Source organism: Methylobacterium brachiatum (genome assembly GCF_020523825.1).
GTDB classification, from domain to species: domain Bacteria; phylum Pseudomonadota; class Alphaproteobacteria; order Rhizobiales; family Beijerinckiaceae; genus Methylobacterium; species Methylobacterium brachiatum.
In genome coordinates, this window is the sequence record NZ_JAJALK010000004.1 from 548,638 (window position 1) to 573,826 (window position 25,189).

Sequence of the window (25,189 nt, forward strand, 5' to 3'; positions counted from 1 at the left end):
AACGCGAATGCGCGCCGCCCACAGGTGACCCGACGGAGTGCGATGGCAGGCGATACCGAAGCCGGACAGGCGATCTACAATTCCGGGACCCTGCAGCTCTACGACCTCGTCGTGCTGCGCCTGTCCAACCCGCTGATCTGGCGCTGCCCGACCGCGCGGATCCTCGCGCTCTACGACCGGCACGTGGGCGCGGCGCATCTCGATGTCGGCGTCGGGACCGGCTGGTACCTCGACCGCTGCCGTTTCCCGACCCCGGCGCCCCGGATCGGCCTGATGGACCTCAACGCCGACAGCCTCGACTATGCGGCGCGGCGCATCGCCCGCTACCGGCCCGAGCGCTATCGGCTCGACGTGCTCGGCGGCCGCCCGGCCACCGGCATCGCGCCCTTCGCCTCGATCGGCCTGACCTACCTGCTGCACTGCCTGCCGGAGGATATCGCGGCCAAGGCCGCCGCCTTCGACACGGTGCGGCCCTGCCTGCGTGACGATGGGACCGTGTTCGGCGCCACGATCCTGTCCGGCGGCGTCCCGACCACGGCGGCGGCGCGGGCCCTGATGCGGGTCTACAACCGGAAGGGGGTGTTCTCGAACACGGGCGACACATTGCCGGCCCTGCGGGCGGCGCTGGATCAGCGCTTCCGGTCGGTCGAGATCACCGTCGAGGGCTGCGTCGCCCTGTTCGCGGCCCGGGCGCCGCGCTGACACGGTCGATCCAGGCATGAAAAAGGGCGCCCGCAGGCGCCCTGATCCATCCGGCGAGGTCCCAAAGAGTCAGGCGGCGGCAGTCTTCACCGGGACGCCCTTCTCGGCCAGGAAGGTCTGCAGCTCGCCCGACTGGAACATCTCCCGGGTGATGTCGCAGCCGCCGACGAACTCGCCCTTGACGTAGATCTGCGGGATGGTCGGCCAGTTCGAGAAGGCCTTGATGCCCTCACGGATGCCCTGATCGGCCAGCACGTTCACGCCCTTGAACGGCACGCCGAGGTAATTGAGGATCTGTACCACCTGGCCCGAGAAGCCGCATTGCGGCATCTGCGGCGTGCCCTTCATGAACACCACCACGTCCTGGGAGGCGATCTCGTTCTGGATGGTCGTGTTGGCGTCGGTCATCACTCTATCCTCGGTTATTCGATCTCGTATGTGCGGTCTCGATCACCGGCGCGCAACCGAGGCGGCGATCACACGAAGCGCCTGATCGATATCAAAGCGTTCGGTCAAAAGGTCCTCGGCCGCAATCGGGCACGCCTTCGGTAGTCCCGGAAGGATCTGGTTCCCAAAGACGCCGAGACCAGCCTCTGCGGCCGTAACTGCGGATTTCCAGATCCTCGGCCAGTTCAACCTCTGCCGCATCGACGACTCGTACGCGTTCCAAGCCGTAATCTGGAATGTCGCGATCTCTTCGCGCCAATGCAAGCTTGATGGGGCGAGGGGCGCGGAGGCGCGCTTCAAGAGGTGAGCGAGCGTCTGGATGAGCAGGCCCTCGACCGCCCGCAAATGGGATCGCCCCACGCTCTCGATCTCCTCCGCGACGTTCGCCCAATCGACCGCATTAGACAGGTCGCTGCGGGTTCCGAGCGCGCGCAGAGCCGCAGCCTGTTCCTCGGCCCAGGTGACGATGTCGTCGTCGTAGAGACTCGGTCGGTCCATCGGGACGACTCTCGCGAACGGGCGCTAATCCTGAGGGACGCCCGTGGTCAGCGCAAGGGCGTGCAGCACGCCGCCCATCCGGCCCTGGAGCGCGCCGTAGACCATCTGGTGCTGGGCGACCCGGGTCTTGCCCTTGAAGGCCGCGGACAGGACGGTGGCGGCGTAGTGGTCGCCGTCGCCGGCCAGATCGCGGATCTCGACCTGCGCGTCGGGCAGCGCTTCGCGGATCATGCGCTCGATCTCGCCCGCATCCATCGGCATCGGGAAACTCCTGGGGCGTAAGGGGTGGTCAGGCGGCCGGGGCGGCCGGCTGGCTCGCCATGTAATTCGGCAGCCAGCCCTCGTGGGCCTCGATCAGCTCGGACAGGGATATGGTCTCGCCGCCCGGCAGGGTCAAACGGTCGGAGCCGGTCACCCCGACCACGGCGGCGTCGATACCCTGGGCCGAGGCGCTGTAGAGCAGGTCGGTGGCCGCCTCGGCGTCGACCGCGAGCAGGTAGCGGGCCTGGTCCTCGCCGAACAGGTAGGCGTGGGGGGCCAGGTTCACCGGCACCTCCGGCAGGGCCGCGCCGATGCCGCCGGCCATAGCCATCTCGGCGAGCGCCACGGCGAGGCCGCCATCGGACAGGTCGTGGACGGTGTCGACGATGCCGGCGGTGATCAGCCCGCGCACGAAATCGCCGTTGCGGCGCTCGAGCGAGAGATCCACCGGCGGCGGCGCGCCCTCTTCCCGGCCCTCGATCACCGCCAGATAGGACGACTGGCCGAGCCAGCCCTCGCCGGCACCGACCAGCACCAGCACGTCGCCCTCGCGCTTGAGCGCGATCGTGGCGTGGCGCTCCACGTCGTCGAGCACGCCGACGCCGCCGATGGTCGGGGTCGGCAGGATGCCGACCCCGTTGGTCTCGTTGTAGAGCGAGACGTTGCCCGACACGACCGGGAAGTCGAGGGCCCGGCAGGCCTCGCCGATGCCCTGGAGGCAGCCGACGAGCTGGCCCATCACCTCGGGCTTCTCCGGGTTGCCGAAGTTCAGGTTGTCGGTGATGGCGAGCGGCTTGGCCCCCACCGCGGTGATGTTGCGCCAGGCCTCGGCCACGGCCTGCCGGCCGCCCTCGACCGGATCGGCCTCGCAATAGCGCGGGGTGACGTCGCAGGTGATGGCCAGGGCTTTCGGGCCGTCCTCGACCCGCACGATCGCGGCGTCACCGCCCGGCTTCTGCACGGTGTTGCCGAGGATGAAGTGATCGTACTGCTCGTAGACCCAGCGCTTCGAGGCGAGGTCGGGCGAGCCGACGAGGCGCTTGAGGGCGTCGGTCAGCGAGGCCGGCGCCGGCACCGTGGATGCGGCGATCACCGGCTGGTGGGTGTTGGCCAGGTGCGGCCGGTCGTAGAGCGGCGCCTCGTCGCCGAGTTCCTTGATCGGCAGGTCGGCCACGGTCTCGCCGTGCCACTTGATCACGAAGCGCAGCGTGTCGGTGGTCCGGCCGATCACCGCGAAGTCGAGGCCCCACTTCACGAAAATCGCCTCGGCCTCGGCCTCCATGCCGGGCTTGAGCACCATGAGCATGCGCTCCTGGCTCTCGGACAGCATCATCTCGTAGGGGGTCATGCCGGCCTCGCGGGCCGGCACCTTCTCGATGTCGAGCTCGACACCGAGGTCGCCCTTGGCGCCCATCTCGACCGCCGAGCAGGTCAGCCCCGCCGCGCCCATGTCCTGGATGGCGATCACCGCGCCGGACGCCATCAGCTCCAGGCAGGCCTCGAGCAGCAGCTTCTCGGCGAAGGGGTCGCCGACCTGCACGGTCGGGCGCTTCGACTCGGAGGCCTCGTCGAACTCCGCGGACGCCATGGTGGCGCCGTGGATGCCGTCGCGGCCGGTCTTGGAGCCGAGATAGACGATCGGGTTCCCGACCCCGGTGGCGGCCGCGTAGAAGATCGCGTCGGTGCGGGCGAGCCCCACCGCCATGGCGTTGACCAGGATGTTGCCGTCGTAGCGCCGGTGGAAGCCGGTCAGGCCGCCGACGGTGGGCACGCCGAAGGAATTGCCGTAGCCGCCGACGCCGGCCACCACGCCCGAGACCAGGCCGCGGGTACGCGGGTGGTCGGGGGAGCCGAACCGGAGGGCGTTGAGCGCCGCGATCGGCCGCGCGCCCATGGTGAACACGTCCCGCAGGATGCCGCCGACGCCGGTCGCCGCGCCCTGGTAGGGCTCGATGTAGCTCGGGTGGTTGTGGCTCTCCATCTTGAAGACGCAGGCCAGGCCGTCGCCGATATCGATCACGCCGGCATTCTCGCCCGGCCCCTGGATCACCCAGGGCGCCGAGGTCGGGAGCCCGCGCAGGTGCTTGCGCGACGACTTGTACGAGCAGTGCTCGTTCCACATCGCCGAGACGATGCCGAGCTCGGTCAGCGTCGGGTCGCGCCCGATCAGGCCGCGGAAGCGCTCGTACTCCTCCGGCGTGAGGCCGTGCTGGGCCACGAGCTCGGGGGTGATCGGAACGTCGTTGCGGAACATGCGAAGGTCTCGGCAGAGAGCGGTCCGTCTTGAGAGACGCATACCGCGGCGAACCCGAACCGGGCTGAGATCTCAAGCTGCCCCGGCTCTAAAGCGGAAGCGCCCGCGCTGGCAACATCCGCCGACGCGGGGCAGGGGGCGTGGAGGCGGCCCGGACGGATGCGCACGGCGAGGCCGCAGCGCTAAATCCCGGTCTCGCCACCCGGCCCCTCGGGCGGCCCGTCCTCCTGGCAGCGGGCGACCAGGACGTGCACCGGCTCCGGCCCGGTGACCACGTCGAGATAGTCGAAACCGCTGTCGCGCTGGCTCGCCATGAGCAGCTGGAAATGCATCTGGAACAGGTTCCACTGGCGCCGGCCGACATCGGCGCCGGTGATCAGCTCGTGGATCGCCACCCAGCGCACGGCCGGTCGGGCGGGATCGGGTGGGGTGAGGCCGCAGGCGGCGATCGGGTTGTTCTTGTGGATCGACAGCCAATCCCAGGTGGCGCGCACGTCGAGCCATCCGATCTGCGCGGCCCGCCCGAAGCGCATGAGGCTGTCGCGGAATGTCCGGGCGGCCGGGTCGAGGCCGAGCCAGGGGATGACGCTGCCGATGCTCACGAACGAGACCGGCGTGCCGCGGCTGCCGAAGCCCGGGTCGCGGGCGAGCACCCGGTCCAGCACCTCGATGCCCAGGAAGCTCGATGAGGAATGGCCGACCACCACCACCTCGTCGGCCTCGCCTTCGGCGGCGTGGATGCGTGCCGCGAAGGCATCGAGGCGGGGGTCCATCTCGGGCGCCTCGCCCGCCGCGTAGGCATGCGTGAAGGCGGTGTCGTCCACGAGGTGGGGCACGTAGAGCGGCTTGCCGCGGGTCGCCCGGATCAGCCCGGCCAGGATCGCGTAGGCGAGCGGCGGCACCGCCACCAGGGCCCAGGGCTGGAGCGCCGCCGGCGCCAGGCTGGTGAGCCCCGCCGCCGCCGCGAGGCTGAGAAGCGCCAGCGCGATGTAGATGTAGTGGACGCAGAAGATCACCGTGGAGAACCGCCAGCCCTCCCGGCGCAGGTTCGCCATGTAGCCGGACCGCCACAGCCGCCAGAGCAGGGCCGGCACGCCCCGGAGCCGCGTCCAGTCGGATTGCGGGAACCGGGCGCGGACGATGTCCTCCCAGCGCAGCAGGACGTAGCGGGTCGAGACCCCGCGCGACTCCGCCGTCCAGGCGAGCTCGATCCCGTCCGCCGAGCGGACCGGATCGCCGACCGTGATCGCGGCGCCCCGGCGCGCGGCGGTGAACCGGGCCTCGCGGCGGAACAGGCCCCAGTAGGTCTCGGGATCGCGCGGATCGAAGCCCGGCAGGTAGAACACGATGCGGGAGGTCAGCGTCAGCGATGCCGTGCCGGCCGGCTCGCCTGGATCGTTCTGGGCCGGTGTGTCGGCGACGGGGGCGGGAATCGAAATGACGGGTCCGATCGGTACGAGTGGGCGGCGAGCGCTCTACACGACGCGGCCGGGCGCGCCGAGGGTGAAACTGCGTGGGGCTTGCGCCGGACCGGCGCTCACGCCGCCGGTGGATGGGCCAGGAACTCGCCGATCGCCGCCACGAAGCGCTCGCCATAGGCCTCGCGTTTGCGCTCGCCGACCCCGTGGACCGTGCGCAGGGCCCAGAGGTCGACGGGCTTCTGCCGGGCCATCTCGATCAGGGTCCGGTCCGGGAACACCATGAAGGCGGCGATGCCCTCGGCCCGGGCCAGGGTGGCGCGCAGGCCCCGCAGATGCTGGAACAGCGCCTCGTCCGTCTCGGAGAGCGCGATCTCGCCCTCCTCGCGCGGCGCGGCCCGGCGGCGGTCGCGGGATTCGACCTTCGGCTCCGGGTCGGGGCGCAGCTTGACCGGCTCGCGCCCGAACAGGATCGCCTCGCCCTTCTCGGTCATGGACAGGCCGCCATAGCCGTCGGCGTTCTCGGCGATCGCCCCGGCGGCGAAGAGCTGGCGCAGGATCGCCCGCCAGGCGGCCACCGGCTTGTCGGCGCCGACCCCGAAGGTCTTGAGGCTGGTATGGCCGTTGCGGCGGACCTGCTCGCTCTCCTTGCCGTGGACCACGTCGCAGATATAGGCCGCGCCGAAGCGCTGGCCGGTGCGCACGATCGCCGACAGGATCTTCTGCGCCGCCACGGTCCCGTCCACCAGGGTGACGCCGCCGCGGCACAGGTCGCAGCGGCCGCAGGGCTCGCTCGCCTCGCCGAAATAGCCGAGCAGCGATTGGCGCCGGCAGGTGGCGCCCTCGCACAGGGAGATCATCGCCTCGAGCTTGCGCCGCTCGACCCGGCGGCGCTCGTCGGAGATCTCCTTCTCGTCGATCTGGCGGCGGCGCAGCGCCATGTCGTCGAGGCCGTAGAGGGTCAGCGTGTCGGCCGGCAGCCCGTCGCGGCCGGCGCGGCCGATCTCCTGGTAGTAGCCCTCGACGTTGTTGGGCATGTCGGCGTGGCAGACGAAGCGCACGTCGGGCTTGTTGATGCCCATGCCGAAGGCGATCGTCGCGGTCATCACCACGCCGTCCTCCTGGAGGAACCGGTCCTGGTTGCGCATCCGCGTGCCCTGGTCGAGCCCGGCATGGTAGGGCAGGGCGTCGAACCCGTCCTTCTTGAGGGTCTCGGCCAGCTGCTCGACGCGCTTGCGCGAGGAGCAGTAGATGATCCCGCTCTCCGCTCGCCGATGCTTCAGGAACCGCTCGATCTGCCGGGCCGGGTTGTCCTTGGGCTGGAAGGTCAGCCGGATGTTCGGTCGGTCGAAGGAATGGACGAAGATCTTCGGGCCGCGCCCCTGCGGGAACAGCCGCTCGGCGATCTCGGCCCGGGTTGCGGCATCCGCGGTGGCGGTCAGCGCCAGGGTCTGGACGTTGCCCAGCGCCTGCCGGGCCCGGGCGATCTCGCGGTATTCCGGGCGGAAATCGTGCCCCCATTGCGAGACGCAATGGGCCTCGTCCACGGCCAGCCGCCGGACCCCGACCCCGCGCAGGGCCTCGATGCAGCCCTCCATCAGCAGGCGCTCAGGGGAGACGAACAGCAGCCGCAGCTCCCCGGACCGCAGGCTGCGCCAGGTCTCGCGCGACTCGGCCTCCGCCACCGTCGAGTTGAGGGTGGCGGCCTCGACGCCGACGCTGCGCATCTGCTGCACCTGATCGTGCATCAGCGCGATCAGGGGCGAGACCACCACGGTCAGCCCGGGATCGACCAGGGCCGGGAGCTGGTAGGTCATCGACTTGCCCGAGCCCGTGGGCATCACGGCGAACACGTCGTCGCCGTCCAGAACCGCGCCGATCACCTCGTCCTGCCCGGGGCGGAAATCCTCGTACCCGAAGGTCTTCTTCAGCGCGGCGCGGGCCTCGTCGAGGCGGGTCATCGGGATCCTTGTTCGGGGTGGCGGCGCGCGGCTTGCGGCGCCCGTGTCGAGACACTAGCCTTTCGGATCTCTACACGGGGACGGTCATGCCGCTCAACATCCGCAGCGAAGAGGTGAACCAGCTCGCGGAGAAACTGGCCTCGCGGGCCGGCGTGAGCAAGACCGAGGCGGTGCGGATCGCGCTCACGAACGAGCTGGAGCGTCAGGAGCCGCGGGTGCCGCGGGTGCCGCTCGCGGAGCGGCTGAAGCCGCTGCTCGACGAGATCGCGGCGATCCCGCGCACGGGCCTGGAGGCCGACAAGGCGTTCTACGATAGCCTGAACGACGAGTGATGTTCGTCGACGCGTCCGCGATGGTCGCGATCCTGTCGGACGAGCCGGCGGCCGCCGACTTGATTCGCTGCCTTGATGGGGCGGAGATGCCGATCACATCAGCTGTTGCCGTGTTCGAGACCGCCACAGCCCTCACACGGAAGCTCGCCCAGGATTTGGCGGCCTCGGAATCGCAGATCCTGCGCTTTCTTCTCGCGAGCGATATCCGCATCGTCCCGATTGGCGCGACCGAAAGCCACGAGGCCCTGACCGCCCATGCCCGCTTCGGCAAGGGCCGCCATCCCGCCCGTCTGAACCTCGGCGACTGCTTCGCCTATGCCTGCGCGCAGGCCCACGGCATGCCGCTGCTGTTCGTGGGCGACGATTTTCCGCAGACGGATATCCGCTCCGCCCTGGTTTGACGCCTTCGGGCCTCGGAGCCGAGACACGACCGGAAGGCCTTGATGGGGCATCAGCCGCCGTGGAACTCCGCCACGTGCTGGGCCACGATCGCGTCGAAGGAGACGTCCGCCCGGAAGCCGAGCGCCAGAGCCGCCTCCGGCTCGAACGCCTCCGGCCAGGAGGAGACGATCCGGGCGATGGTCGCGTCGGGCTCGCGCCGGATCAGCGCCACGGCTTTGTCGCCGGCCACGCGCCGCAGGGCCTCGATCTCCTCGGCCACGGTGGCGGAGACGCCCGGCATGGTCAGGCTGATCCGCGGGCCGATCGCCGCGAGGTCGAGCCCGGCGGCGTGGACCAGGAACCCCACCGCGGCGGCGGGGCTCGCGAACCAGTGGCGCACCGTGTCGGGGACCGGCAGGATCGCGGGCTGGCCGGCCAGCGGCTCGCGGATGATCCCGGAGAAGAAGCCCGAGGCCGCCTTGTTGGGCTTGCCCGGGCGCACGCAGATGGTCGGCAGGCGCAGGCCGATCCCGTCGAGGAAGCCGCGCCGCGCGTAATCGGCGAGCATCAGCTCGCCCATCGCCTTCTGGACGCCGTACGAGGAGGCCGGGCGCAGGATGAAATCGTCCGGGATCACCTTCGGGAAGGGCGGCCCGAACACGGCGAGCGACGAGGTGAAGACCAGCTTCGGCCGGTAGCCGTCCGCGGCATTGGCCCGGCGGATCGCGTCGAGCAGAAGCCGCGTGCCGTCGAGATTGACCCGGTAGCCCAGCTCCAGGTTGGCCTCGGCCTCGCCCGAGACCACGGCGGCCAGGTGGAAGATCACCCCCGGCCGCTCGGCGATGGCGGCCTCCGCGGCGCCGGGGGCGGTGAGATCCGCGGCCTCGGCCTTCACCGGGCCGGAGAAGCCTGCCGGTGCCGTGGGCGGCACGACGTCGAGCAGGGTGAGGGCGGTGAGCGGCTGACCGCCGACCGTGCCGTCCGCGACCAGGGCATCGACGAGGCGGCGGCCGATCATGCCGGCGGCGCCGAGAATCAGAGCGTGCATGGGAGACCTCTTCGTCCGATTGTTTGCCGCGTCAGGCCATCATGTCCAGGGCGCGCCCGAAGAAGTCCGGGCCGCCGAAATTGCCGGATTTCAGGGCGAGCAGCATCGGCTCGGGCCGGCCGGCGGTGCGCAGGATCGGCACGCCCGCGGCGATCTCGGGGCCGAGCAGGAACGCCCGGAGCCCGAGCCGGTCGACCACGGCGCCCGAGGTCTCGCCCCCGGCCACCACGAGCCGGCGCACGCCGCGGGCGACGAGCCCTTCGGCGATGGCCGCCAGCGCAGCCTCGATGGCGTGGCCGACCGTGTCGACCCCGTGCTCGGCCTGAAGAGCGCGCACCGCCTCGGGCGTCGCCGAGGAGGCGATCAGCACCGGGCCGGCGGCCAGACGCGCCTCGGCAAAGGCCAGCGCCTCCCCCACCGCGTCGGCCCCGGCGAGCAGGGCCGCGGTGTCGAGGCGCAGCACCGGCATCTGCGCCTCCGCGGCGGCGACCTGCTGAAGCGTCGCCTGCGAGCAGCTGCCGGCGAGGCAGGCCGCGGCCCCGCCGACCGGCTCGCCCATGGCCGCGCCGGCCGCATCCCGGGTGCCGCGCCCGTCGGCGGCGAGGGCCCGGGCGAGGCCGAGCCCGAGCCCCGAGGCGCCCACCGAGAATTTCTTCGCGATGATCGCCCGGCCGAGCACTTCGAGGTCGCTGTCGAAGATCGCGTCCGCGATCGCCGCCTGCTTGCCCTCTTCCGCCAGGGCGTCGAGCCGGGCCGCCACCGCCTCGGCGCCCCGTGCCACCGTGGCGGTGTCGATGAGCCCGACCGCGCCCGCGCTCTGGCGCGCCAGCACGCGCACGAGGTTGGCGTCGCGCATCGGGTTGAGCGGGTGGTCCTTCAGCGGGCTCTCGTTCAGCGGCACAGAACCGACGAACAGGTTGCCCTGGTAGACGCTGCGGCCCGTCTCCGGGAAGGCGGGGGTGACGAGCGCGATACGCTCGCCGGCCGCCTCCCGCAGGGCATCCATCACCGGGCCGATATTGCCGGCATCCGTGGAGTCGAAGGTCGAGCAGACCTTGAACATCACGTGGGCCGCGCCCCGGGCCCGCAGCCAGCGTTCGGCCTCGCGGGACCGCGCCACGGCCTCGTCGGCCGGGATCGAGCGGCTCTTGAGTGCCACCACCACCGCGTCGGCCTCCGGCAGGGCGCGGTCATCCTCCGGCACGCCGATGGTTTGGATCGTGCGCAGGCCCGCCTTGGTCAGGGTGTTGGCGAGGTCCGAGGCGCCCGTGTAATCGTCGGCGACGCATCCCAGCGCGAGGCTCATCGGGCTCTCCCTTGATAGGCGGCGAGCCAGCCGAGGCCGGCTACGGTGTCGGCGGCCGGGATGTACTCGCAGCCGACGAAACCGGCGTAGCCGAGCCGGTCCAGCTCGTCGAACAGGAACGCGTCGTTCATCTCGCCGGTGCCGGGCTCGTGCCGCTCGGGCACGCTCGCGGTCTGGACATGGCCGATGATCGGCATCAGCGCGCGCAGCCGCATGGTCACGTCGCCGTGCAGGATCTGGCAATGGTAGAGGTCGAACTGGAGCTTCAGGTTCGGCAGCGCAATTTCGCGGATCAGGTCCGCGGCCCGGCCGAAATCGTTGAGGAAGTAGCCCGGCATGTTGCGGGTGTTGATCGGCTCGAGCACGAGGTCGAGGCCGGCTCCGCCCAGGCGCTCCGCCGTCCAGGCCACCGCCCGGCGATAGGCCTCGGCGGCTTTGGCGTCATCGTGCGGGGCGAGGCCCGCCATCAGGTGCAGCCGGGCGACGCCGGTCGCCTCGGCGTAGCGGAGCGCCGTATCGACGCCGGCCTTCAGCTCATCCAACCGTTCAGGCAACGCCGCCAAGCCGCGCTCGCCCTTGGCGAAATCCCCCGGCGGCAGGTTGAACAGGGCCTGGGTCAGGCCGTTCGCCCGAAGCCGCTCGGCGATGGCCTCGGGCGGGTGCTCGTAGGGGAACAGGAACTCGACGGCGTCGAACCCGGCCCGGGCCGCCGCCTCGAAGCGGTCGAGGAACGGCACCTCGTTGAACATCAGGCTGAGATTGGCGGCAAAGCGCGGCATGTTTTTGGGACTCCCTAAGCCTGACCGGGCAGCTTGGCGCCCGAGACCTGCGCGTAGAGCCGCGCCACGGAGGAATCGTCGTCCCGGCCCATGCCGGCGCCGGACGCCATCAAAAACATCTGGAGCGCCGCCGCGGCCACCGGGACCGGGTACTTCTCCGCCCGGGCCATGTCCTGCACGATGCCGAGATCCTTGACGAAGATGTCGACCGCGCTCTTCGGCGCGTAATCCGCGTCGAGGATGTGGGGCACCCGGTTCTCGAACATCCAGGAATTGCCCGCCGATTTGGTGATCACCTCGTAGACGCGGGCCAGGTCGAGACCCTGCTTGGCGGCGAAGCTCATGGCCTCGCAGGCGGCGGCGATGTGGACCCCGGCGAGCAGCTGGTTGATCATCTTGAAGGCCGCGCCCTGGCCGGCTTCGTCGCCGAGCTCGTAGAGCGTGCCGGCCATGGCATCGAGGGCGGGGCGCGCCTTGGCGAAGGCGGCGGGCGAGCCCGAGGCCAGGAAGGTCAGGCCGCCATCCGCAGCCCGAGCGGCGCCGCCGCTCATCGGGGCGTCGAGATAGTGCCGGCCGGTGGCCTCCAGCCGCGCCGCCAGCGCCCGGGCGACGGCCGGATCCATGGTCGCCGAGGAGACGAAGACGGCGCCCTCGGGCATCGCCGCGGCGGCGCCGTTTTCGCCGAACAGCACCGCCTCGGTCTGGGCGGCGTTGACCACCACGCTCACCACTACGTCGGCGCCGCTGGCGGCCTGCGCGGGATCGGCCGCTGCAATCCCGCCCGCCTTCTGGAAGCGGGCGACGGCCTCCGGGTTCACGTCGCAGGCGGCGACGGAGAAGCCGGCCCGCAGGAGCGAGCCCGCCATGCCGGAGCCCATGGAGCCGAGGCCGATCACCGCGGCGCGGCCTGTCTGCGGGGTGGTGGCCATCGGGTTGGCTCCTGCTCTTGAGATTGAGGCCGCCGGCTCGGGGCCTCCGAGAAAGGCGCGGGTCCCCTCTCCCGTGCGGGAGAGGGAGCGCGTCGCGGATGAGGATCAGAGCCTCAGCGGTTGACCATCTTGGCCGGGGTGACGAACACGCAGACCGAGCCGACCACCAGCATCACCGCCAGCGCGTACATGCCGGCCGCGGTGCTGCCGGTGGCGTCGCGCAGGGCCCCGATCACGTAGGGGCTGACGAAGCCCGCGAGGTTCCCCACCGAGTTGATCAGCGCGATGCCGGCCGCAGCGCCCGCGCCGCTCAGGAAGGCGGTGGGCAGGGACCAGAACAGGGGCGAGCAGGTCAGCACGCCGGCCGCCGCCACGGACAGCGCCGCCACGGCGATCGTGGTCGAGCCAGCCGTCGCCGAGACCACGAAGCCGACGGCGCCGACGAGCGCCGGAACGATCAGGTGCCAGCGGCGCTCGCGCATCCGGTCGGCGCTCAAGCCCAGCAGGACCATCACGATGGCCGCGCACAGGAACGGGATCGCGCTGATCAGGCCGATATTGAGGTTGCCCTGCACGCCGGACGCCTTGACGATCGTCGGCAGCCAGAAGGTCAGGCCGTACTGGCCGGTGACGAAGGCGAAGTAGATCAGGCTCATGAACCACACGCGGCCGTTGCGGAACACGGTGGCGATCGAGTGGGGGCTGGATTCCTTGCCGTGGTTGTCGGCGGCGATGTCGCGCTCGAGGACCTGCTTCTCCGCGTCGGTCAGCCACTTGGCCTCGGAGGGACGGTTGTCGAGGTAGAGGAACACCGCGACGCCGATCAGCACCGCCGGCACGGCCTCGATCAGGAACATCCATTGCCAGCCGGACAGGCCCTGGGCGCCGTTGAACGCGTCCATGATCCAGCCGGAGAGCGGGTTGCCGAAGATGCCGGAGATCGGGATCGCGGCCATGAACACCGCGATGACCTTGGCCCGCCGATGGGCCGGGAACCATTGGGTCGTGTACAGGATCACGCCCGGGTAGAAGCCCGCCTCGGCGAGACCCAGCAGGAAGCGCATCCCGTAGAAGGTCCATTCCGAGTTCACGAACAGGAAGGCGCCGGAGATCACCCCCCAGGTGATCATGATCCGGGCGATCCAGACCCGGGCGCCGACCCGGTGCAGGATCACGTTCGACGGCACCTCGAACAGGAAGTAGCCCAGAAAGAAAATGCCGGCGCCGAGGCCGTAGACCGTCTCGGAGAATTTCAGCTCCTGGGACATCTGGAGCTTGGCGAAGCCGACATTCACCCGGTCGAGATACGCCACCACGTAGCAGAGCATCAGGAACGGCACGAGGCGCCAGAACACCTTCGCGTAGGTCCGGTCGACGAAGGATTTCTCCTCCGCGAGGGCAGCGCCCCGCAGCGGGGCGGCTTGAACCGGCATCGGCGTTCTCCCTGGTCCGGGCCGCGTCGCAGGGCGGTCCGGGAATGGTCTTCACCGCTCGTTCCGGCGGCGCTGGCGCGGGCTGTAGCGGCTTTTGGCAGCGCTGCCAATCCGGTTGTGCGGAATAATGCAGGCGGCTATGTCGGGGTCTAAGGCGCCGCCGAACGCGAGACCTGCATCCGATCCAACCCCCTCATCCTGAGGTGCCGAAGCGCAGCGGAGGCCTCGAAGGAGGCCTCCAGGGACCGTGCCGACATCTGGAGGGCTCCTTCGAGGCCCGCTGACGCGGTCACCTCAGGATGAGGGCGTGGTTGGGAGGAGCGGAAGAGGCACGAAAAGGCCGGGAGATGGACGGAATCCAGCCGCCGGGGCGGCTCGTGACGCTCACCGACGTCGCCCGCGAGGCGGGGGTCGGCGAGAGCACGGTCTCGCGGGTCCTGCGCAACCACGGCTCCTCTTCGAAGCGCGCCCGGGAGCGGGTGGCGGAGGCCGTGGCCCGGCTCGGCTACGTGCCGAACCGGCTGGCCGGCAGCCTCGCGGGACCGGGGGCGAGCGCCCAGCTCGCCGGGGTGATCGTGCCGTCGCTTGCCAACGTGGTCTTCCCCGACCTGCTGCGCGGGCTGACCGGTGCGCTGGACGCCGCGGGCATCCGCTGCGTGATCGGGGTGAGCGACTACGACCCGGACCGGGAGGAGGCGCTGGCCGCCGCGCTCCTGTCCTGGCGCCCGGCCGCGCTGCTGCTCACCGGGCTGGAGCACAATCCCGGGACGGTGGCCCTGGCGCGGGCCGGGGGCGTGCGCGTGGTCGAGATGATCGACACGGACGGGGCGGGGATCGACGCCGTGGTCGGCTTCTCCAACCGGGCGGTGGGGGCGGCGAGCGCCCGGCACCTCGTGGCCCGGGGATATCGGCGCATCGCCTATCTCGGCCACGACCTGCGGGTGGACCTGCGGGCGGGCAAGCGGCTCGCCGGGTTCGAGGCCGCCTTGGGCGAAGCCGGCCTGGCGCTGCAGGCCCAGGAGATCCGGCCCGGGCCGTCCTCGCCGGGCTCCGGGCGGGCGGGCCTGGAAGCGCTGCTGGCGCGCCATCCGGACCTCGACGCGGTGTATTTCTCCAACGACGACATGGCGCTCGGCGGCTACTTCGCCTGCCTGGCGGCGGGCCTGGCCGTGCCGGGGCGGATCGCCCTGTTCGGCTTCAACGGGCTCGACTTCGCGGCGGCGATGCCCCAGCCCCTGTCGACGGTGCGCACCCCGCGCCTGGAGATCGGCCGGCAGGCCGCCGCCTGCCTGATCGGTGAAGGTCCAAAAAGAATCGATCTCGGATTCGAGCTGATCGAGGGAGCGACCGCATGAGCGACGAGAGCCGGCTGCGCGAGGACATCTGCCGCTACGGCCGCTCGCTGTTCGAGCGTGGCCTGACCCCGGGCTCGTCCGGCAACATCTCGCTGCGCCTGCCCGATGGCGGCTGGCTGGTGACGCCGACCAACGCGTCGCTGGGCTTCCTCGACCCGGCCCGGATCTCGCGGCTCGACCAGGATGGCCGGCTGGTCTCGGGCGACAAGCCGACGAAAGAAATCCCGCTGCACGCGGCGCTCTACGAGAGCCGGGGCGAGGCCAAGGCGATCGTGCACCTGCACTCGACCCACGCGGTGGCGGTCTCGATGCTGCCGGAGATCGACCCGCGCCAGGTGCTGCCGCCCCTGACGCCCTATTACCTGATGCGCACCGGCGGCACCGCGCTGGTGCCCTATTACCGCCCGGGCGATCCCGCGGTGGCGGACGCGATCCGGGGGCTCGCCGGCCGGTACAGCTCGGTGCTGCTCGCCAATCACGGCCCGGTGGTGGCCGGCGACAGCCTGGAGGGTGCGGTCTTCGCCACCGAGGAGCTGGAGGAGACCGCCAAGCTCTATTTGTTGCTTCGCAACCTCAATCCGCGGCAGCTCAGCCCCGGGCAGGTGGCGGATCTCGTCAGCCATTTCGGGCTGACCCTGCCGGAGGTGGAGGATCATGCCGGGCATGATCACGGGTGAGGGGGCCTCCGGTTCAAGGGTTCGATCTCACCGTCATCACGCGCTTAGCGCAGTGACCCAGGGCAGCGCACCATCGCCGAGCGTCGCGCCAAACTGGGTTGCTTCGCTGCGCTCGCACTGACGGGAGAAGCGCTTGGCGATCGCGTGAAGGCCGCGCGGCCTCCAACCAATCCCCCTCATCCTGAGGCGGCGGAGCGAAGCGGAGCCCTCGAAGGAGCCTTCCAGCCGGCCGCGCGATTCCTGGAGCCCTCCTTCGAGGCCCAACGATCTTCGATCGCCGGTCAGGTGAGACGCTATGAGTTTCTCAATTCTTCGAGGACGGAGCGCGACAGGCCCCCTCTCCCGTGCGGGAGAGGGCTGGGGTGAGGGACCAGGTTTGTCCGGAGAGGTCGCCCCCCTCACCCTGTCCCTCTCCCGCACGGGAGAGGGTACCCGCGCTTCCCCGGGACGCAATTCCGTCTGTCGATCGAAAGATTCACAGCCTGTCAGGATGAGGGCGCGGGTGGGATCGCGAACGGCGCGCGCTACCCCTCGATCTTCGAGAAATCCGCCACCGCCCGGGTCGCGGCGCGCAGCGCGTTGAGGAGGAGCAGGCGGTTCTCGCGCAGCTTCGGGTCGGGGGCGTTGACGGTCACGTCCTGGAAGAAGGCGTCGACCGGTGCGCGCAGCGTCGAGAGCGCCCGCATCGCCCCGGCAAAGTCCTCGCTCGCGATGGCCTGGGACGCCGTCGCGGCGGCGCCCGCCAGGGCCTCGGCGAGGGCCCGCTCGGCCGGCTCACCGGAGGCCGCCAGGGTGGAATCGGGCGCGGCATCGTAGGCGCGGCCGTCCTTCTTCTCCTCGATCCGCAGGATGTTCGAGGCGCGCTTGACCCCGGCCAGCAGGTTCTTGCCGTCCTCGGTGTCGAGAAATTGGCCCAGCGCCTCGACCCGGCGGACCACCATCAGCAGGTCGTCCTGGCCGGGCAGGGCGAAGACGGCGTCGATCAGGTCGTGGCGGGCGCCCTGGTCGCGGAGATAGACCTTGAGACGGTCGGCGAAGAAGGCGAGGAGATCACTGACATCAACACCATTGAATATCCTCGATCCTTGAGATCCAGCGACGCGGCCACCAATAGTTCGATGCCTGTTTAATCTTACTGTATTATTCGCGGGCTCCTCCAAAAGAATTCGCCTAAGATCCCCATGTATGTCGAATCTATCGATATCGATTGGCGGATCGACGATGTCGATATCTATGAAATCACCACGACCTATTTTAAATATTACATCATCTCCAACTGCCTTGAGGCAGATTTGCGAGCGAAGCGCAGACGTCGCCCTCGTTATGTATCGAGAAATCTGCACCAAATATTTATTTTCCAGAATAATCCGAATCACCCCCAGGGCCGCCCGCCGCAGCGCATACGGATCCTTGCTCCCCGTCGGCTTCTCGCCGATCGCCCAAAAACCCACCAGCGTGTCGAGCTTGTCGGCCAGCGCCACCGCGATGGACACGGGATCGCTCGGCACCCGGTCGGAGGGGCCGACCGGCTTGTAATGCTCCTCGATGGCCGCGCAGACGCTTGGGTGCTCGCCCTGGAGCGCCGCGTATTTGCGGCCCATCAGGCCCTGGAGCTCCGGGAACTCGCCGACCATCTCGGTGACGAGGTCCGCCTTGGCGAGGCGGGCGGCGCGCTCGGCCAAAGCCGGGTCGGCCCCGACCAGCGGCGCCAGCTCCTTCGCCAGGGCGGCGATGCGGGCGATCCGCTCGCCCTGGGTGCCGAGTTTCTCGTGGAAGACGATGGAGCCGAGCTTCGGCAGCCGGTCCTCGAGCTTCGTGGCCTTGTCGGTCTCCCAGAAGAATTTCGCGTCCGACAGGCGCGCCCGCACCACCCGCTCGTTGCCGGCGGTGATCGCCTGGCCGCCGTCGGAGGCCAGAAGATTCGAGACCAGGATGAAGGCGGGGGCCAGATCCTCCGAGCCGGATTTGCGCAGGACGAAGCACTTCTGGTTCGCCCGGATGGTCGCCCGGATCGCCTCGGCCGGGATGTCGAGGAAGGCCGCGTCGAAGGAGCCCATCAGCACCACCGGCCATTCCACCAGGCCGGCCACCTCCTCCAGCAGGCCTTCGTCCTCCACGAGGTCGAGGCCGCGCGCGAAGGCGAGGTCGCGGGCATCGTGCAGGATCACGTCCTTGCGCCGGTCGGCGTCGAGGATGACCTTCGCGCGCTCCAGGGCCTGGATGTAGTCGTCGAACCGGCGCACCTCGATCGGCCCCGGGGCCAGGAACCGGTGGCCGTAGGTGACGGTCCCGGCCGCGATGCCGCCGACCGCGAACGGCACGACCTCGGGGGTCTCGGTCTCCGGCCCGAAGGTCGCGACGATCGATTGCAGCGGGCGCACCCAGCGCAGGGCGCCGGGCTGGGCCGAGGCCGCCCCCCAGCGCATCGCCTTCGGCCAGGGGAAATTCCGGATGATCTCGGGCAGGAGCTCGGCGAGCACGTCCAGGGTCTCGCGGCCGGCCCGCTCGATCACCGCGAGGTAGAACTCGCCCTTCTTCGGATCGGTGATTTTCTGCGCCTCGTCGAGGCTCGCCAGGCCGGCGCTCTTCAGAAAGCCCTGGATTGCGGCCTCGGGGGCGCCGACCCGCGGGCCGCGGCGCTCCTCGCGGACGGCCTCGCCCCGGGCGGGCAGGCCGGCGATGTGCAGGGCCAGGCGGCGCGGCGTCGAGAACGCCTTGGCGCCCTCGTACAGGAAGCCGCGCTCGACCAGGGCGTCGGTGACGAGCTTCTTGAGATCCTCCGCCGCGCGCCGCTGCATGCGGGCGGGGATCTCTTCCGAGCGGAGTTCGAGCAGGAGGTCGGGCATGGCGCGGCCATATCGCCGCGCCGCAGGCCTGTCGAGGGTCGGCGGATCGGACTCGTGTCGATCCTCAGGGCGCGCGTTGCCGAAACGGCGCGTTCAGTGCGCCTCGCCCTTCAGGATGGTCGTGAGCTGCCACTTGCGGTCGCCGATCGCGTGGGCGTCGGACACCCGCCAGGCCCCGTCCTCACGCACGAGGTCGTAGACGATGGATTTCGAGCCGTCCCCGCCCTTGCGCTCCACCGTGACCTTCGCCTGGTCCTTGCCCTCCGTGGCCTCCTTGAAGGTGAGGGCCTTCACGGTATCGGGCTTCACGGGCTCGCCGTTGAGGCGGTAGTCGAAATCGAGGCTGCCGGTGGCGCCGTTGGCCTGCTTGGCGTCGGCGTCGAACAGGCCCTGAAGGCGCTTGGTGTAGACGGCCGAGTGATTCGGGTGCGGCTCGGCGTAGAGCTTCTTGACCACCGCCTCCGGGCCGGGATCGGCCGCGAGCGCCGGGCCGAGGCCGAACGCGAGGACGCCGAGGGCGAGGAGGGTCTGTTTCATCATAGGATTCCCGCGTCTGCGGACGCGCCGAAGCGCGCCGGTTGGCGGGGGTTGCAACGCGCGAGGGCTCAAGGGGCTCCGCCGGCCGCCGTCTTGAGCCACGCCGCGCCGCAGGCCTTGGCGAGTTCGCGCACCCGCAGGATGTAGCTCTGGCGCTCGGTGACCGAGATCACCCCGCGGGCGTCGAGCAGGTTGAAGACGTGGCTCGCCTTGATGCACTGGTCGTAGGCCGGCTGCGCCATGCGGTGGCGCTCGGTCTCGGCGGCGGGCGCCCCGGCCTCGAGATAGGACCGGCAGGCGGCCTCCGCGTCGGTGAACTGGCGGAACAGCATCGCCGTGTCGGCCGCCTCGAAATTGTGCCGGGAATATTCCTGCTCGGCCTGCAGGAACACGTCGCCGTAGGTGATCCGGTCGGCCCCCTCGGCGCCGTTGAAGTCGAGGTCGTAGACGTTCTCGACGCCCTGGACATACATGGCGAGCCGCTCGAGCCCGTAGGTCAGCTCGCCGGCCACCGGGGCGCATTCGAAGCCCGCCACCTGCTGGAAATAGGTGAACTGGCTGACCTCCATCCCGTCGCACCAGCATTCCCAGCCGAGGCCCCAGGCGCCGAGCGTCGGGCTCTCCCAATCGTCTTCGACGAAGCGGATGTCGTGGAGCTTCAGGTCGACCCCGATGGCGTCCAGGGAGGCGAGGTAGAGCTCCTGGAGGTTCGGCGGGTTCGGCTTCAGGATCACCTGGAACTGGTAATAGTGCTGGAGCCGGTTCGGGTTCTCGCCGTAGCGGCCGTCCTTGGGCCGGCGCGACGGCTGGACATAGGCCGCCTTCCAGGGCTTGGGGCCGAGGGCGCGCAGCGTGGTCGCCGGATGGAACGTGCCGGCGCCGACCTCCATGTCGTAGGGCTGGAGGATCACGCAGCCCTGCGCCGCCCAGAACTCCTGCAACGTCAGGATCAGCCCCTGGAACGATTTCTTTTGGGACATGGGCGGCGAAGGCTCGGCGATGCGGGGCGGGTCTGTGTGTTGGCGGGCCGGTTTAGGTGCGGGCGGCGGGGGGTGCAAGACGAAGGCTCCTTCGGCATGCCCGGCTCCCCTTGCGCTCGGAGGACGGACAATGGTCAGCTTCCCCCGATGCAGCGCGGGAGACGCGGATCGTGACCACCAGTCCGGACAGAATCGAGATCCGCCCGATCGGCCCCGGGGACCGGGCGGCCTGGCTGCCGCTGTGGCGGGGCTACCAGGCCTTCTACAAGGTCGACCTGTCCGAGGCGGTCACGGAGAGCACCTGGGGTCGCCTCAACGATCCGGCCGAGCCGGTGGACGGCGCCCTGGCCTGGCGGGACGGGGAGGCGGTCGGGCTCGTCCACCACATCCGCCATCGCTCGGCCTGGACGATCGGCGATTACTGCTACCTCCAGGATCTGTTCGTGGCGGATGCTGCCCGCGGCGCGGGAATCGGGCGCCGGCTCATCACGCATGTCTACGCAGCCGCGAACGCCGCCGGTTGTTCGCGCGTCCACTGGCTGACCCACGAGACCAATACCGACGCGATGCTGCTCTACGACCGGATCGCGGAGCGGTCGGGCTTCATCCAATACCGCAAGATCCTCTGACATCAGCACCGGGCGTGCGCCGAAGCACGCAAGCCCGACTGTTTTCGGAGCATAGCGGGAACCGTCAAGTTCGCGGCCAAGTTATCGCCGCAAACAGGGGATTTCGGCACCGTCCGCGGGCCGAACACGACGGACCAGCGATCATGCAACAGGCTCGCACGCTTCACGATTTCGGCCGCAAGAACCTCGCCGTCCTGGCCGCCATCGCGGTCTCGGCCATGGCCGCCACCCCGTTCGTGATGAGCGCCAGCCGCGCTCTGGCGACCCCGGAGGAGCCGACCGTGACGGCGACCCTGCGGGTCGATCCGGTGGAGGTCTCCCCCGTGGCGGCCCCCAAGGAGGCGGCGCCCTGCCTGCGCAAGGTGCGGGTCGTCTACAGCGGCTACGGCACCCCGTCCGACGCCTGCACCACCCGCTGAGGGGAGCAGCCCCAGGCGCGGCCGGTCAGGCCGCGCCGTGCGCCGGCGCCTCACCCGCGAGGCGCTTCAGGTAGAGCTCCTCGAGATCGATCTCCCCCTCCAGCGCCCGCAGCACCGAGCTGTGGATGCGGTTCTCCCGATGCAGGGCGATCAGCGCCGAGCGACCGGAGCGCACGGCCAGCAGCGCGGCGGCGAAATGCTCGGTCTTCTCGGCGGCCAGCGCCCCGCGCTCGTCGCGGTCCCGGGACGACGCCCGCACCCGCCGACGATAATCCTCCACGAGGCGCGGATGCTGCAGCGCGCCGGACCCGGGCGACACCAGCCGCTCCAGGGCGGCGAGCCCGGCCTGATTCATCACCACCCGCGCCATCGCGGCGTCGAGATGGCCCTCCGGCAGGCTCTGATGCGGGTCGAGGCGCAGCCGCCGGATGAGCGGTCCGAGCGTCGTGCCCTGGATCAGGACCGTGAACAGGATCACCGCGAAGGCCGCCACCAGGATCGGGTCGCGGCCCGGGAAATCGACCGGCAGCGCCAGCGCGGCGGCGAGCGTCACCACCCCGCGCATGCCGGCCCAGCCGATGATCAGCGGCACCCGGGGATCCGGACGGGGTTCCTGGGCGCGCACCCGCGCCGACAGGGTCCGCCGCAGGTAGACCGCCGGAAAGACCCACAGCAGCCGGGCGACCACGCAGGCCGCCGTGACCGTGACCGCCAGGGGCAGGCCGGTGGCGAGCGGCCCGAGCTCGCCCCCCGTCCGGGCGAGCACACCGCGCAGGGCCAGGCCGATCAGCACGAAGACCAGGGCCTCCAGCACGAACACCACGAATTCCCACACCGCCACGGCGTGGCGCCGGACATGGGCGTCGAAGGCCTCGTGCTCGCGCCCGCCCATCATCAGCCCGCAGGCCACCACGGCCAGCACCCCGGAGGCGTGGATCTCCTCGGCGGCGAGATAGGCGGCGTAGGAGGCCAGGAAGCTCAGCACCGTCACGGCGTTGGCGTCGCGCAGGCGCCGCACCAGCGCGTCCACCGCCAGGCCGCAAGCGAGCCCGACCGCGACGCCCGCCACCGCCAGCCAGGCGAAGCTGCCCGCCGCCGCCCAGGCATTGAAGCTGCCGGTCAGCGCCGCCGCGACGGCGAACCGGTAGAGCACCAGGCCCGATGCGTCGTTGACGAGGCTCTCGCCCTCCAAGACCGTGACCAACCGGCGGGGCAGGGCGACCCGGGCCAGCACCGCCTTGGCGGCGACCGCATCCGGCGGCGACACGATGGCGCCGAGCGCGAAACAGGCCGCCCAGGGCAGGGCCGGCACCACCGCGTGGGCGACGAGCCCGACCACCAGGGTGGTGAACAGCACGGCCCCCAGCGACAGCGACAGGATCGGGCCGAGGCTCGCCCGGAAGTCGCGCCAGACGGTGAAGTAGGCCGATTCGAGCAGCAGCGGCGGCAGGAACAGGACCATGATCAGGTCCGGATCGAGATCGAAGGCCGGCAGGCCTGGCGCCACCGCCAGGGCCATCCCGCCGAGCACCAGGGCGGCGGCCGGGGGAAACCCGAGCCGCCCGGCCACCAGAGACAGCAACAGGGCCGCCCCGAGGAGCGCGAGGATCAATTCGAACAGGGCAACGGACGTCATCGCCCGCCCATAGCGCAGTCTTCACGAAAACGTCAGGGCGTCGAAAGGCCCGAGTTCACGTGTGGATGCGGGGCAAAACCCTGCAAGACTCGGGGGCTCCGCCCCCGAACCCAGCCAAAGGGCTTGCCCTTTGGGATCCCCTACAGCGCCCCTTCCCGCACCGCGCCCGGATCGGCCAGGGCGTGCAGGATGCGGGCGGCGCTGTGGGCGAAGCGGAGGGTGACGGCCTTGCGGCGGGGGCCGCTGAGCGGGTGCTCGGGGGCCTCGCGCAGGATGCCGGCGCCGTAGCCGTCGGCGACGATCAGGCCGCATGCCTCCGGGATCAGGGATTCGGGCACGTCCTCGGGGATGGCAAAGAAGAACCGGTCGCAGAAGTCCCTGTAATCGGGCCACTTTCGGTCGGCGCGGAAATCCGCGACGCTCGACTTGATCTCCACGATGGTGAGGCGTCCGGCGCCGCACAGGGCGATCACGTCGGCCCGGCGGCCGTTGACCAGGGAGAATTCCGGCAGGGTGACGCAGCCCATCTCGGAGAACAGGCGGCGCACGCCGCGCTGGATCCGCAGGGCGGTGGGCGATTGCCGCCGGTCGGGGGGCAGGATCAAGGCGTCCGCCGGGAGGGCGGGGAGGCCGAGGGAAGCGGACATGCGGGGCCGGGATGCGCCTGTGTCGAATCGGGACATCCTGCCGAATCGCGCCGCGCCCGTCACCTGCGGCGCGGCATCGCCCCCGGATCGCGGCGAAAACCACCCATTCAGATCAACGGCTTAGTCCCAAAAAAACCTGGATCGCGGCGAGCCCGTCGGTGAGCGCGGCGGGGCCCGGCTGCAGGATCAGCGGCGCCTTGATCTCGTGGATCCGGCCATCGCGCACCGCCGGGATCGCGTCCCAGCCGGGGCGGGCGCGGATGCGGTCGATGTTGACCTTCTTGCCGCACCAGGAGGCCAGGATCACGTCGGGGGCGGCGGCGATCACCTGCTCGGGGGTGACGATCCGGTCCTTCGCGGCCGGCTGCCGACCGAGCTCCGGGAAGACGTCCCGGCCCCCGGCATAGCCGATCAGCTCGGAGACCCAGCCGATTCCGGAGATCATCGGCGCGTCCCACTCTTCGAAATACACGCGCGGGCTGGGCCGTCCCTTCGCAGAATCGGCCGCCGCCTGCAGCGTCGCTGCGAAGGATTGCGCCAGCGCCTCGGCCCGCTCCGGGACCCCGACCAGGCCCCCCAGGGTGCGGACCATCGCCAGGCAGCCGGCAACATCCCTCTGGTTGAACAGGTGGACGGCGATACCCGCGCGGGCCAGGTCGGCGACGATCCCGGCCTGGAGGTCGGAAAACGCCAGGACGAGGTCCGGCGCCAGCGCCAGGATCTTTGGGAGGTCGGCGCTGGTGAAGGCCGAGACCCGGGGCTTCTCCCGGCGGACCCGGGGCGGGCGCACCGCGTAGCCCGAGACGCCGACGATCCGGTCCTCCTCACCCAGCAGGTACAGGGTCTCGACGGTCTCCTCGGTGAGGCAGACGATGCGCTCCGGCGGGAAGCGGCGCATCAGCGGGCCGTCCGGATCACCGGTCGAGCCAGGCGAGCAGCCCGGCCCCGGGGGCGAGCAGCACGAAGGCCCAGACCAGGGCCGAGGCGACGTTGGCCAGCTGGAACGGCAGCCGCGCCAGGCCGAGGGTGCCGGCGAGCAGCGGCACCAGGGCCCGGGCCGGCCCGAAGAAGCGCCCCAACGCCACCGCGGCGATGCCCCAGCGGCCGATGAAGGTCTCCGCCTTGGCGACGAGGTCGGGATAGCGCCGCAGGGGCCACTTGGTGCGGGCGCCCGGCCCGACCCAGCGCCCGACCTCGTAGGAGAGCCAATCCCCCAGGGAAGCGCCGACCGCCGCCGCGCCGATCACCGGCCAGAGCGGGATGTCGGCCCCCCCGACCAGGGCGCCGATGCCGACCAGGATGACGGTGGCCGGCACGAACAGCGACAGGATCGCGATCGACTCGCAGAAGGCGAGCCCCCCGGCGATCAGCGGGGTCCAGACCTTGTGCGCCTCGACGAAGGCGAGGGTCGAGGTGCGCAGGGCTTCGATGTCCATCGGGCTCGGGGGGCAACAGGGCGACCGGCCCCATCTGAGGCGGGGGAGGGCGGGGGACAAGGGTTTTGGGTATTTGGACTTAGTTGGGGGCGGGCGGAAGGTGCGGCCGGGGATTGGGTAGCCCGGAGCTTTTAAACTCAGATCTAGGTATAGATGGTTACTGTTGTTCTGCTCCGCTGCAGACGATCCCCTTCCATTGTCTTAGAGCCCGTCCGAAAATGGTCTGAGGCGGGGTTGAGTGGCCGGGATGACGATGCTTCCAGGAGGGTGCTGAAGCC

General features: G+C 70.5%; 25 protein-coding genes. 7 read left to right on the forward strand and 18 right to left on the reverse strand.

Translation table 11 applies throughout. The features are described 5' to 3' along the window. Positions 1-42: 42 nt before the first annotated feature. Complete coding sequence (locus tag LGR69_RS12615) at positions 43-702, forward strand: class I SAM-dependent methyltransferase (protein ID WP_230366212.1); 660 nt, start codon at positions 43-45, stop codon at positions 700-702. A gap of 69 nt (positions 703-771) precedes the next feature. Here the strand turns inward: LGR69_RS12615 and grxD are convergent, their stop codons facing one another. From grxD to recQ, 6 genes are all read right to left on the reverse strand, one after another. Then, positions 772-1,110 carry a Grx4 family monothiol glutaredoxin gene (gene grxD / locus LGR69_RS12620; RefSeq protein WP_043347809.1) on the reverse strand — a complete coding sequence of 113 codons (339 nt, stop codon included), beginning with the start codon at positions 1,108-1,110 and terminating at the stop codon, positions 772-774. A 42-nt stretch (positions 1,111-1,152) separates the two neighbouring features. Beyond that, positions 1,153-1,647, reverse strand: coding sequence for a DUF29 domain-containing protein (locus tag LGR69_RS12625; RefSeq protein ID WP_091859273.1), 495 nt, complete (start codon positions 1,645-1,647; stop codon positions 1,153-1,155). 24 nt (positions 1,648-1,671) lie between these two features. After that, positions 1,672-1,908, reverse strand: a complete 237-nt coding sequence (locus LGR69_RS12630; protein ID WP_007568343.1) for a BolA family protein — start codon at positions 1,906-1,908, stop codon at positions 1,672-1,674. A 28-nt stretch (positions 1,909-1,936) separates the two neighbouring features. After that, on the reverse strand, positions 1,937-4,162 hold the full coding sequence (purL, locus tag LGR69_RS12635) for a phosphoribosylformylglycinamidine synthase subunit PurL (protein ID WP_230366213.1): 2,226 nt from the start codon (positions 4,160-4,162) through the stop codon (positions 1,937-1,939). 182 nt (positions 4,163-4,344) lie between these two features. Beyond that, positions 4,345-5,508: a hypothetical protein gene (locus LGR69_RS12640; protein WP_007568345.1), complete on the reverse strand. Its 1,164-nt coding sequence runs from the start codon at positions 5,506-5,508 to the stop codon at positions 4,345-4,347. A gap of 191 nt (positions 5,509-5,699) precedes the next feature. Continuing rightward, complete coding sequence (recQ, locus tag LGR69_RS12645) at positions 5,700-7,541, reverse strand: DNA helicase RecQ (RefSeq protein WP_007568346.1); 1,842 nt, start codon at positions 7,539-7,541, stop codon at positions 5,700-5,702. An 86-nt stretch (positions 7,542-7,627) separates the two neighbouring features. Between recQ and LGR69_RS12650 the strand changes: the two genes are divergently transcribed. Together LGR69_RS12650 and LGR69_RS12655 are read left to right on the forward strand one after the other, a co-directional pair. After that, complete coding sequence (locus LGR69_RS12650) at positions 7,628-7,873, forward strand: type II toxin-antitoxin system VapB family antitoxin (protein WP_230366214.1); 246 nt, start codon at positions 7,628-7,630, stop codon at positions 7,871-7,873. Continuing rightward, entirely contained in the window at positions 7,873-8,274 is a 402-nt protein-coding gene (locus tag LGR69_RS12655) for a type II toxin-antitoxin system VapC family toxin (protein WP_230366215.1), read from the forward strand. The genes LGR69_RS12650 and LGR69_RS12655 overlap by 1 nt, the downstream gene beginning before the upstream one ends. 50 nt (positions 8,275-8,324) lie before the next feature. On the opposite strand, the gene denD is transcribed toward LGR69_RS12655, so the two are convergent. The 5 genes from denD to LGR69_RS12680 all read right to left on the reverse strand — a co-directional run bounded on the left by denD (position 8,325) and on the right by LGR69_RS12680 (position 13,749). Continuing rightward, the gene (gene denD / locus LGR69_RS12660; protein ID WP_230366216.1) at positions 8,325-9,302 is read right to left on the reverse strand and encodes a D-erythronate dehydrogenase; all 978 of its coding nucleotides are present in this window, start codon (positions 9,300-9,302) and stop codon (positions 8,325-8,327) included. A gap of 31 nt (positions 9,303-9,333) precedes the next feature. Beyond that, entirely contained in the window at positions 9,334-10,608 is a 1,275-nt protein-coding gene (gene otnK, locus LGR69_RS12665) for a 3-oxo-tetronate kinase (protein WP_230366217.1), read from the reverse strand. Then, positions 10,605-11,387, reverse strand: a complete 783-nt coding sequence (gene otnI / locus LGR69_RS12670) for a 2-oxo-tetronate isomerase (RefSeq protein ID WP_230366218.1) — start codon at positions 11,385-11,387, stop codon at positions 10,605-10,607. Before otnI ends, otnK begins: the two co-directional genes overlap by 4 nt. 14 nt (positions 11,388-11,401) lie before the next feature. Continuing rightward, positions 11,402-12,316: an L-threonate dehydrogenase gene (gene ltnD / locus LGR69_RS12675; RefSeq protein ID WP_230366219.1), complete on the reverse strand. Its 915-nt coding sequence runs from the start codon at positions 12,314-12,316 to the stop codon at positions 11,402-11,404. Between the two features lie 113 nt (positions 12,317-12,429). Further along, entirely contained in the window at positions 12,430-13,749 is a 1,320-nt protein-coding gene (locus LGR69_RS12680) for an MFS transporter (protein WP_230366220.1), read from the reverse strand. Between the two features lie 347 nt (positions 13,750-14,096). Between LGR69_RS12680 and LGR69_RS12685 the strand changes: the two genes are divergently transcribed. Both LGR69_RS12685 and otnC read left to right on the forward strand, forming a co-directional pair. Further along, the gene (locus tag LGR69_RS12685; protein ID WP_230366221.1) at positions 14,097-15,104 is read left to right on the forward strand and encodes a LacI family DNA-binding transcriptional regulator; all 1,008 of its coding nucleotides are present in this window, start codon (positions 14,097-14,099) and stop codon (positions 15,102-15,104) included. Next, on the forward strand, positions 15,101-15,781 hold the full coding sequence (otnC, locus tag LGR69_RS12690; protein ID WP_230366222.1) for a 3-oxo-tetronate 4-phosphate decarboxylase: 681 nt from the start codon (positions 15,101-15,103) through the stop codon (positions 15,779-15,781). The genes LGR69_RS12685 and otnC overlap by 4 nt, the downstream gene beginning before the upstream one ends. 524 nt (positions 15,782-16,305) lie before the next feature. On the opposite strand, the gene glyS is transcribed toward otnC, so the two are convergent. The 3 genes from glyS to LGR69_RS12705 form a co-directional block, all read right to left on the reverse strand. After that, complete coding sequence (gene glyS, locus LGR69_RS12695) at positions 16,306-18,627, reverse strand: glycine--tRNA ligase subunit beta (RefSeq protein ID WP_230366223.1); 2,322 nt, start codon at positions 18,625-18,627, stop codon at positions 16,306-16,308. Between the two features lie 93 nt (positions 18,628-18,720). Further along, positions 18,721-19,164: a nuclear transport factor 2 family protein gene (locus LGR69_RS12700; protein ID WP_091859742.1), complete on the reverse strand. Its 444-nt coding sequence runs from the start codon at positions 19,162-19,164 to the stop codon at positions 18,721-18,723. Between the two features lie 68 nt (positions 19,165-19,232). Next, entirely contained in the window at positions 19,233-20,144 is a 912-nt protein-coding gene (locus LGR69_RS12705) for a glycine--tRNA ligase subunit alpha (RefSeq protein ID WP_007568368.1), read from the reverse strand. A gap of 170 nt (positions 20,145-20,314) precedes the next feature. On the opposite strand from LGR69_RS12705, the gene LGR69_RS12710 reads away from it, so the two are divergent. Both LGR69_RS12710 and LGR69_RS12715 read left to right on the forward strand, forming a co-directional pair. Further along, on the forward strand, positions 20,315-20,773 hold the full coding sequence (locus LGR69_RS12710; protein WP_230366224.1) for a GNAT family N-acetyltransferase: 459 nt from the start codon (positions 20,315-20,317) through the stop codon (positions 20,771-20,773). A gap of 143 nt (positions 20,774-20,916) precedes the next feature. Further along, entirely contained in the window at positions 20,917-21,192 is a 276-nt protein-coding gene (locus tag LGR69_RS12715) for a hypothetical protein (RefSeq protein ID WP_007568371.1), read from the forward strand. 25 nt (positions 21,193-21,217) lie between these two features. On the opposite strand, the gene LGR69_RS12720 is transcribed toward LGR69_RS12715, so the two are convergent. The 4 genes from LGR69_RS12720 to LGR69_RS12735 form a co-directional block, all read right to left on the reverse strand. Then, positions 21,218-22,828 carry a Na+/H+ antiporter gene (locus LGR69_RS12720; protein WP_091859220.1) on the reverse strand — a complete coding sequence of 537 codons (1,611 nt, stop codon included), beginning with the start codon at positions 22,826-22,828 and terminating at the stop codon, positions 21,218-21,220. 140 nt (positions 22,829-22,968) lie between these two features. Continuing rightward, on the reverse strand, positions 22,969-23,475 hold the full coding sequence (locus LGR69_RS12725; protein ID WP_007568373.1) for an MmcB family DNA repair protein: 507 nt from the start codon (positions 23,473-23,475) through the stop codon (positions 22,969-22,971). A 112-nt stretch (positions 23,476-23,587) separates the two neighbouring features. Beyond that, a complete protein-coding gene (locus tag LGR69_RS12730; RefSeq protein WP_007568374.1) occupies positions 23,588-24,373 on the reverse strand; it encodes a cobalamin-binding protein in 786 nt (261 codons plus the stop codon). A gap of 16 nt (positions 24,374-24,389) precedes the next feature. Next, positions 24,390-24,911, reverse strand: a complete 522-nt coding sequence (locus LGR69_RS12735) for a DedA family protein (RefSeq protein WP_007568375.1) — start codon at positions 24,909-24,911, stop codon at positions 24,390-24,392. Between the last annotated feature and the right edge of the window lie 278 nt (positions 24,912-25,189).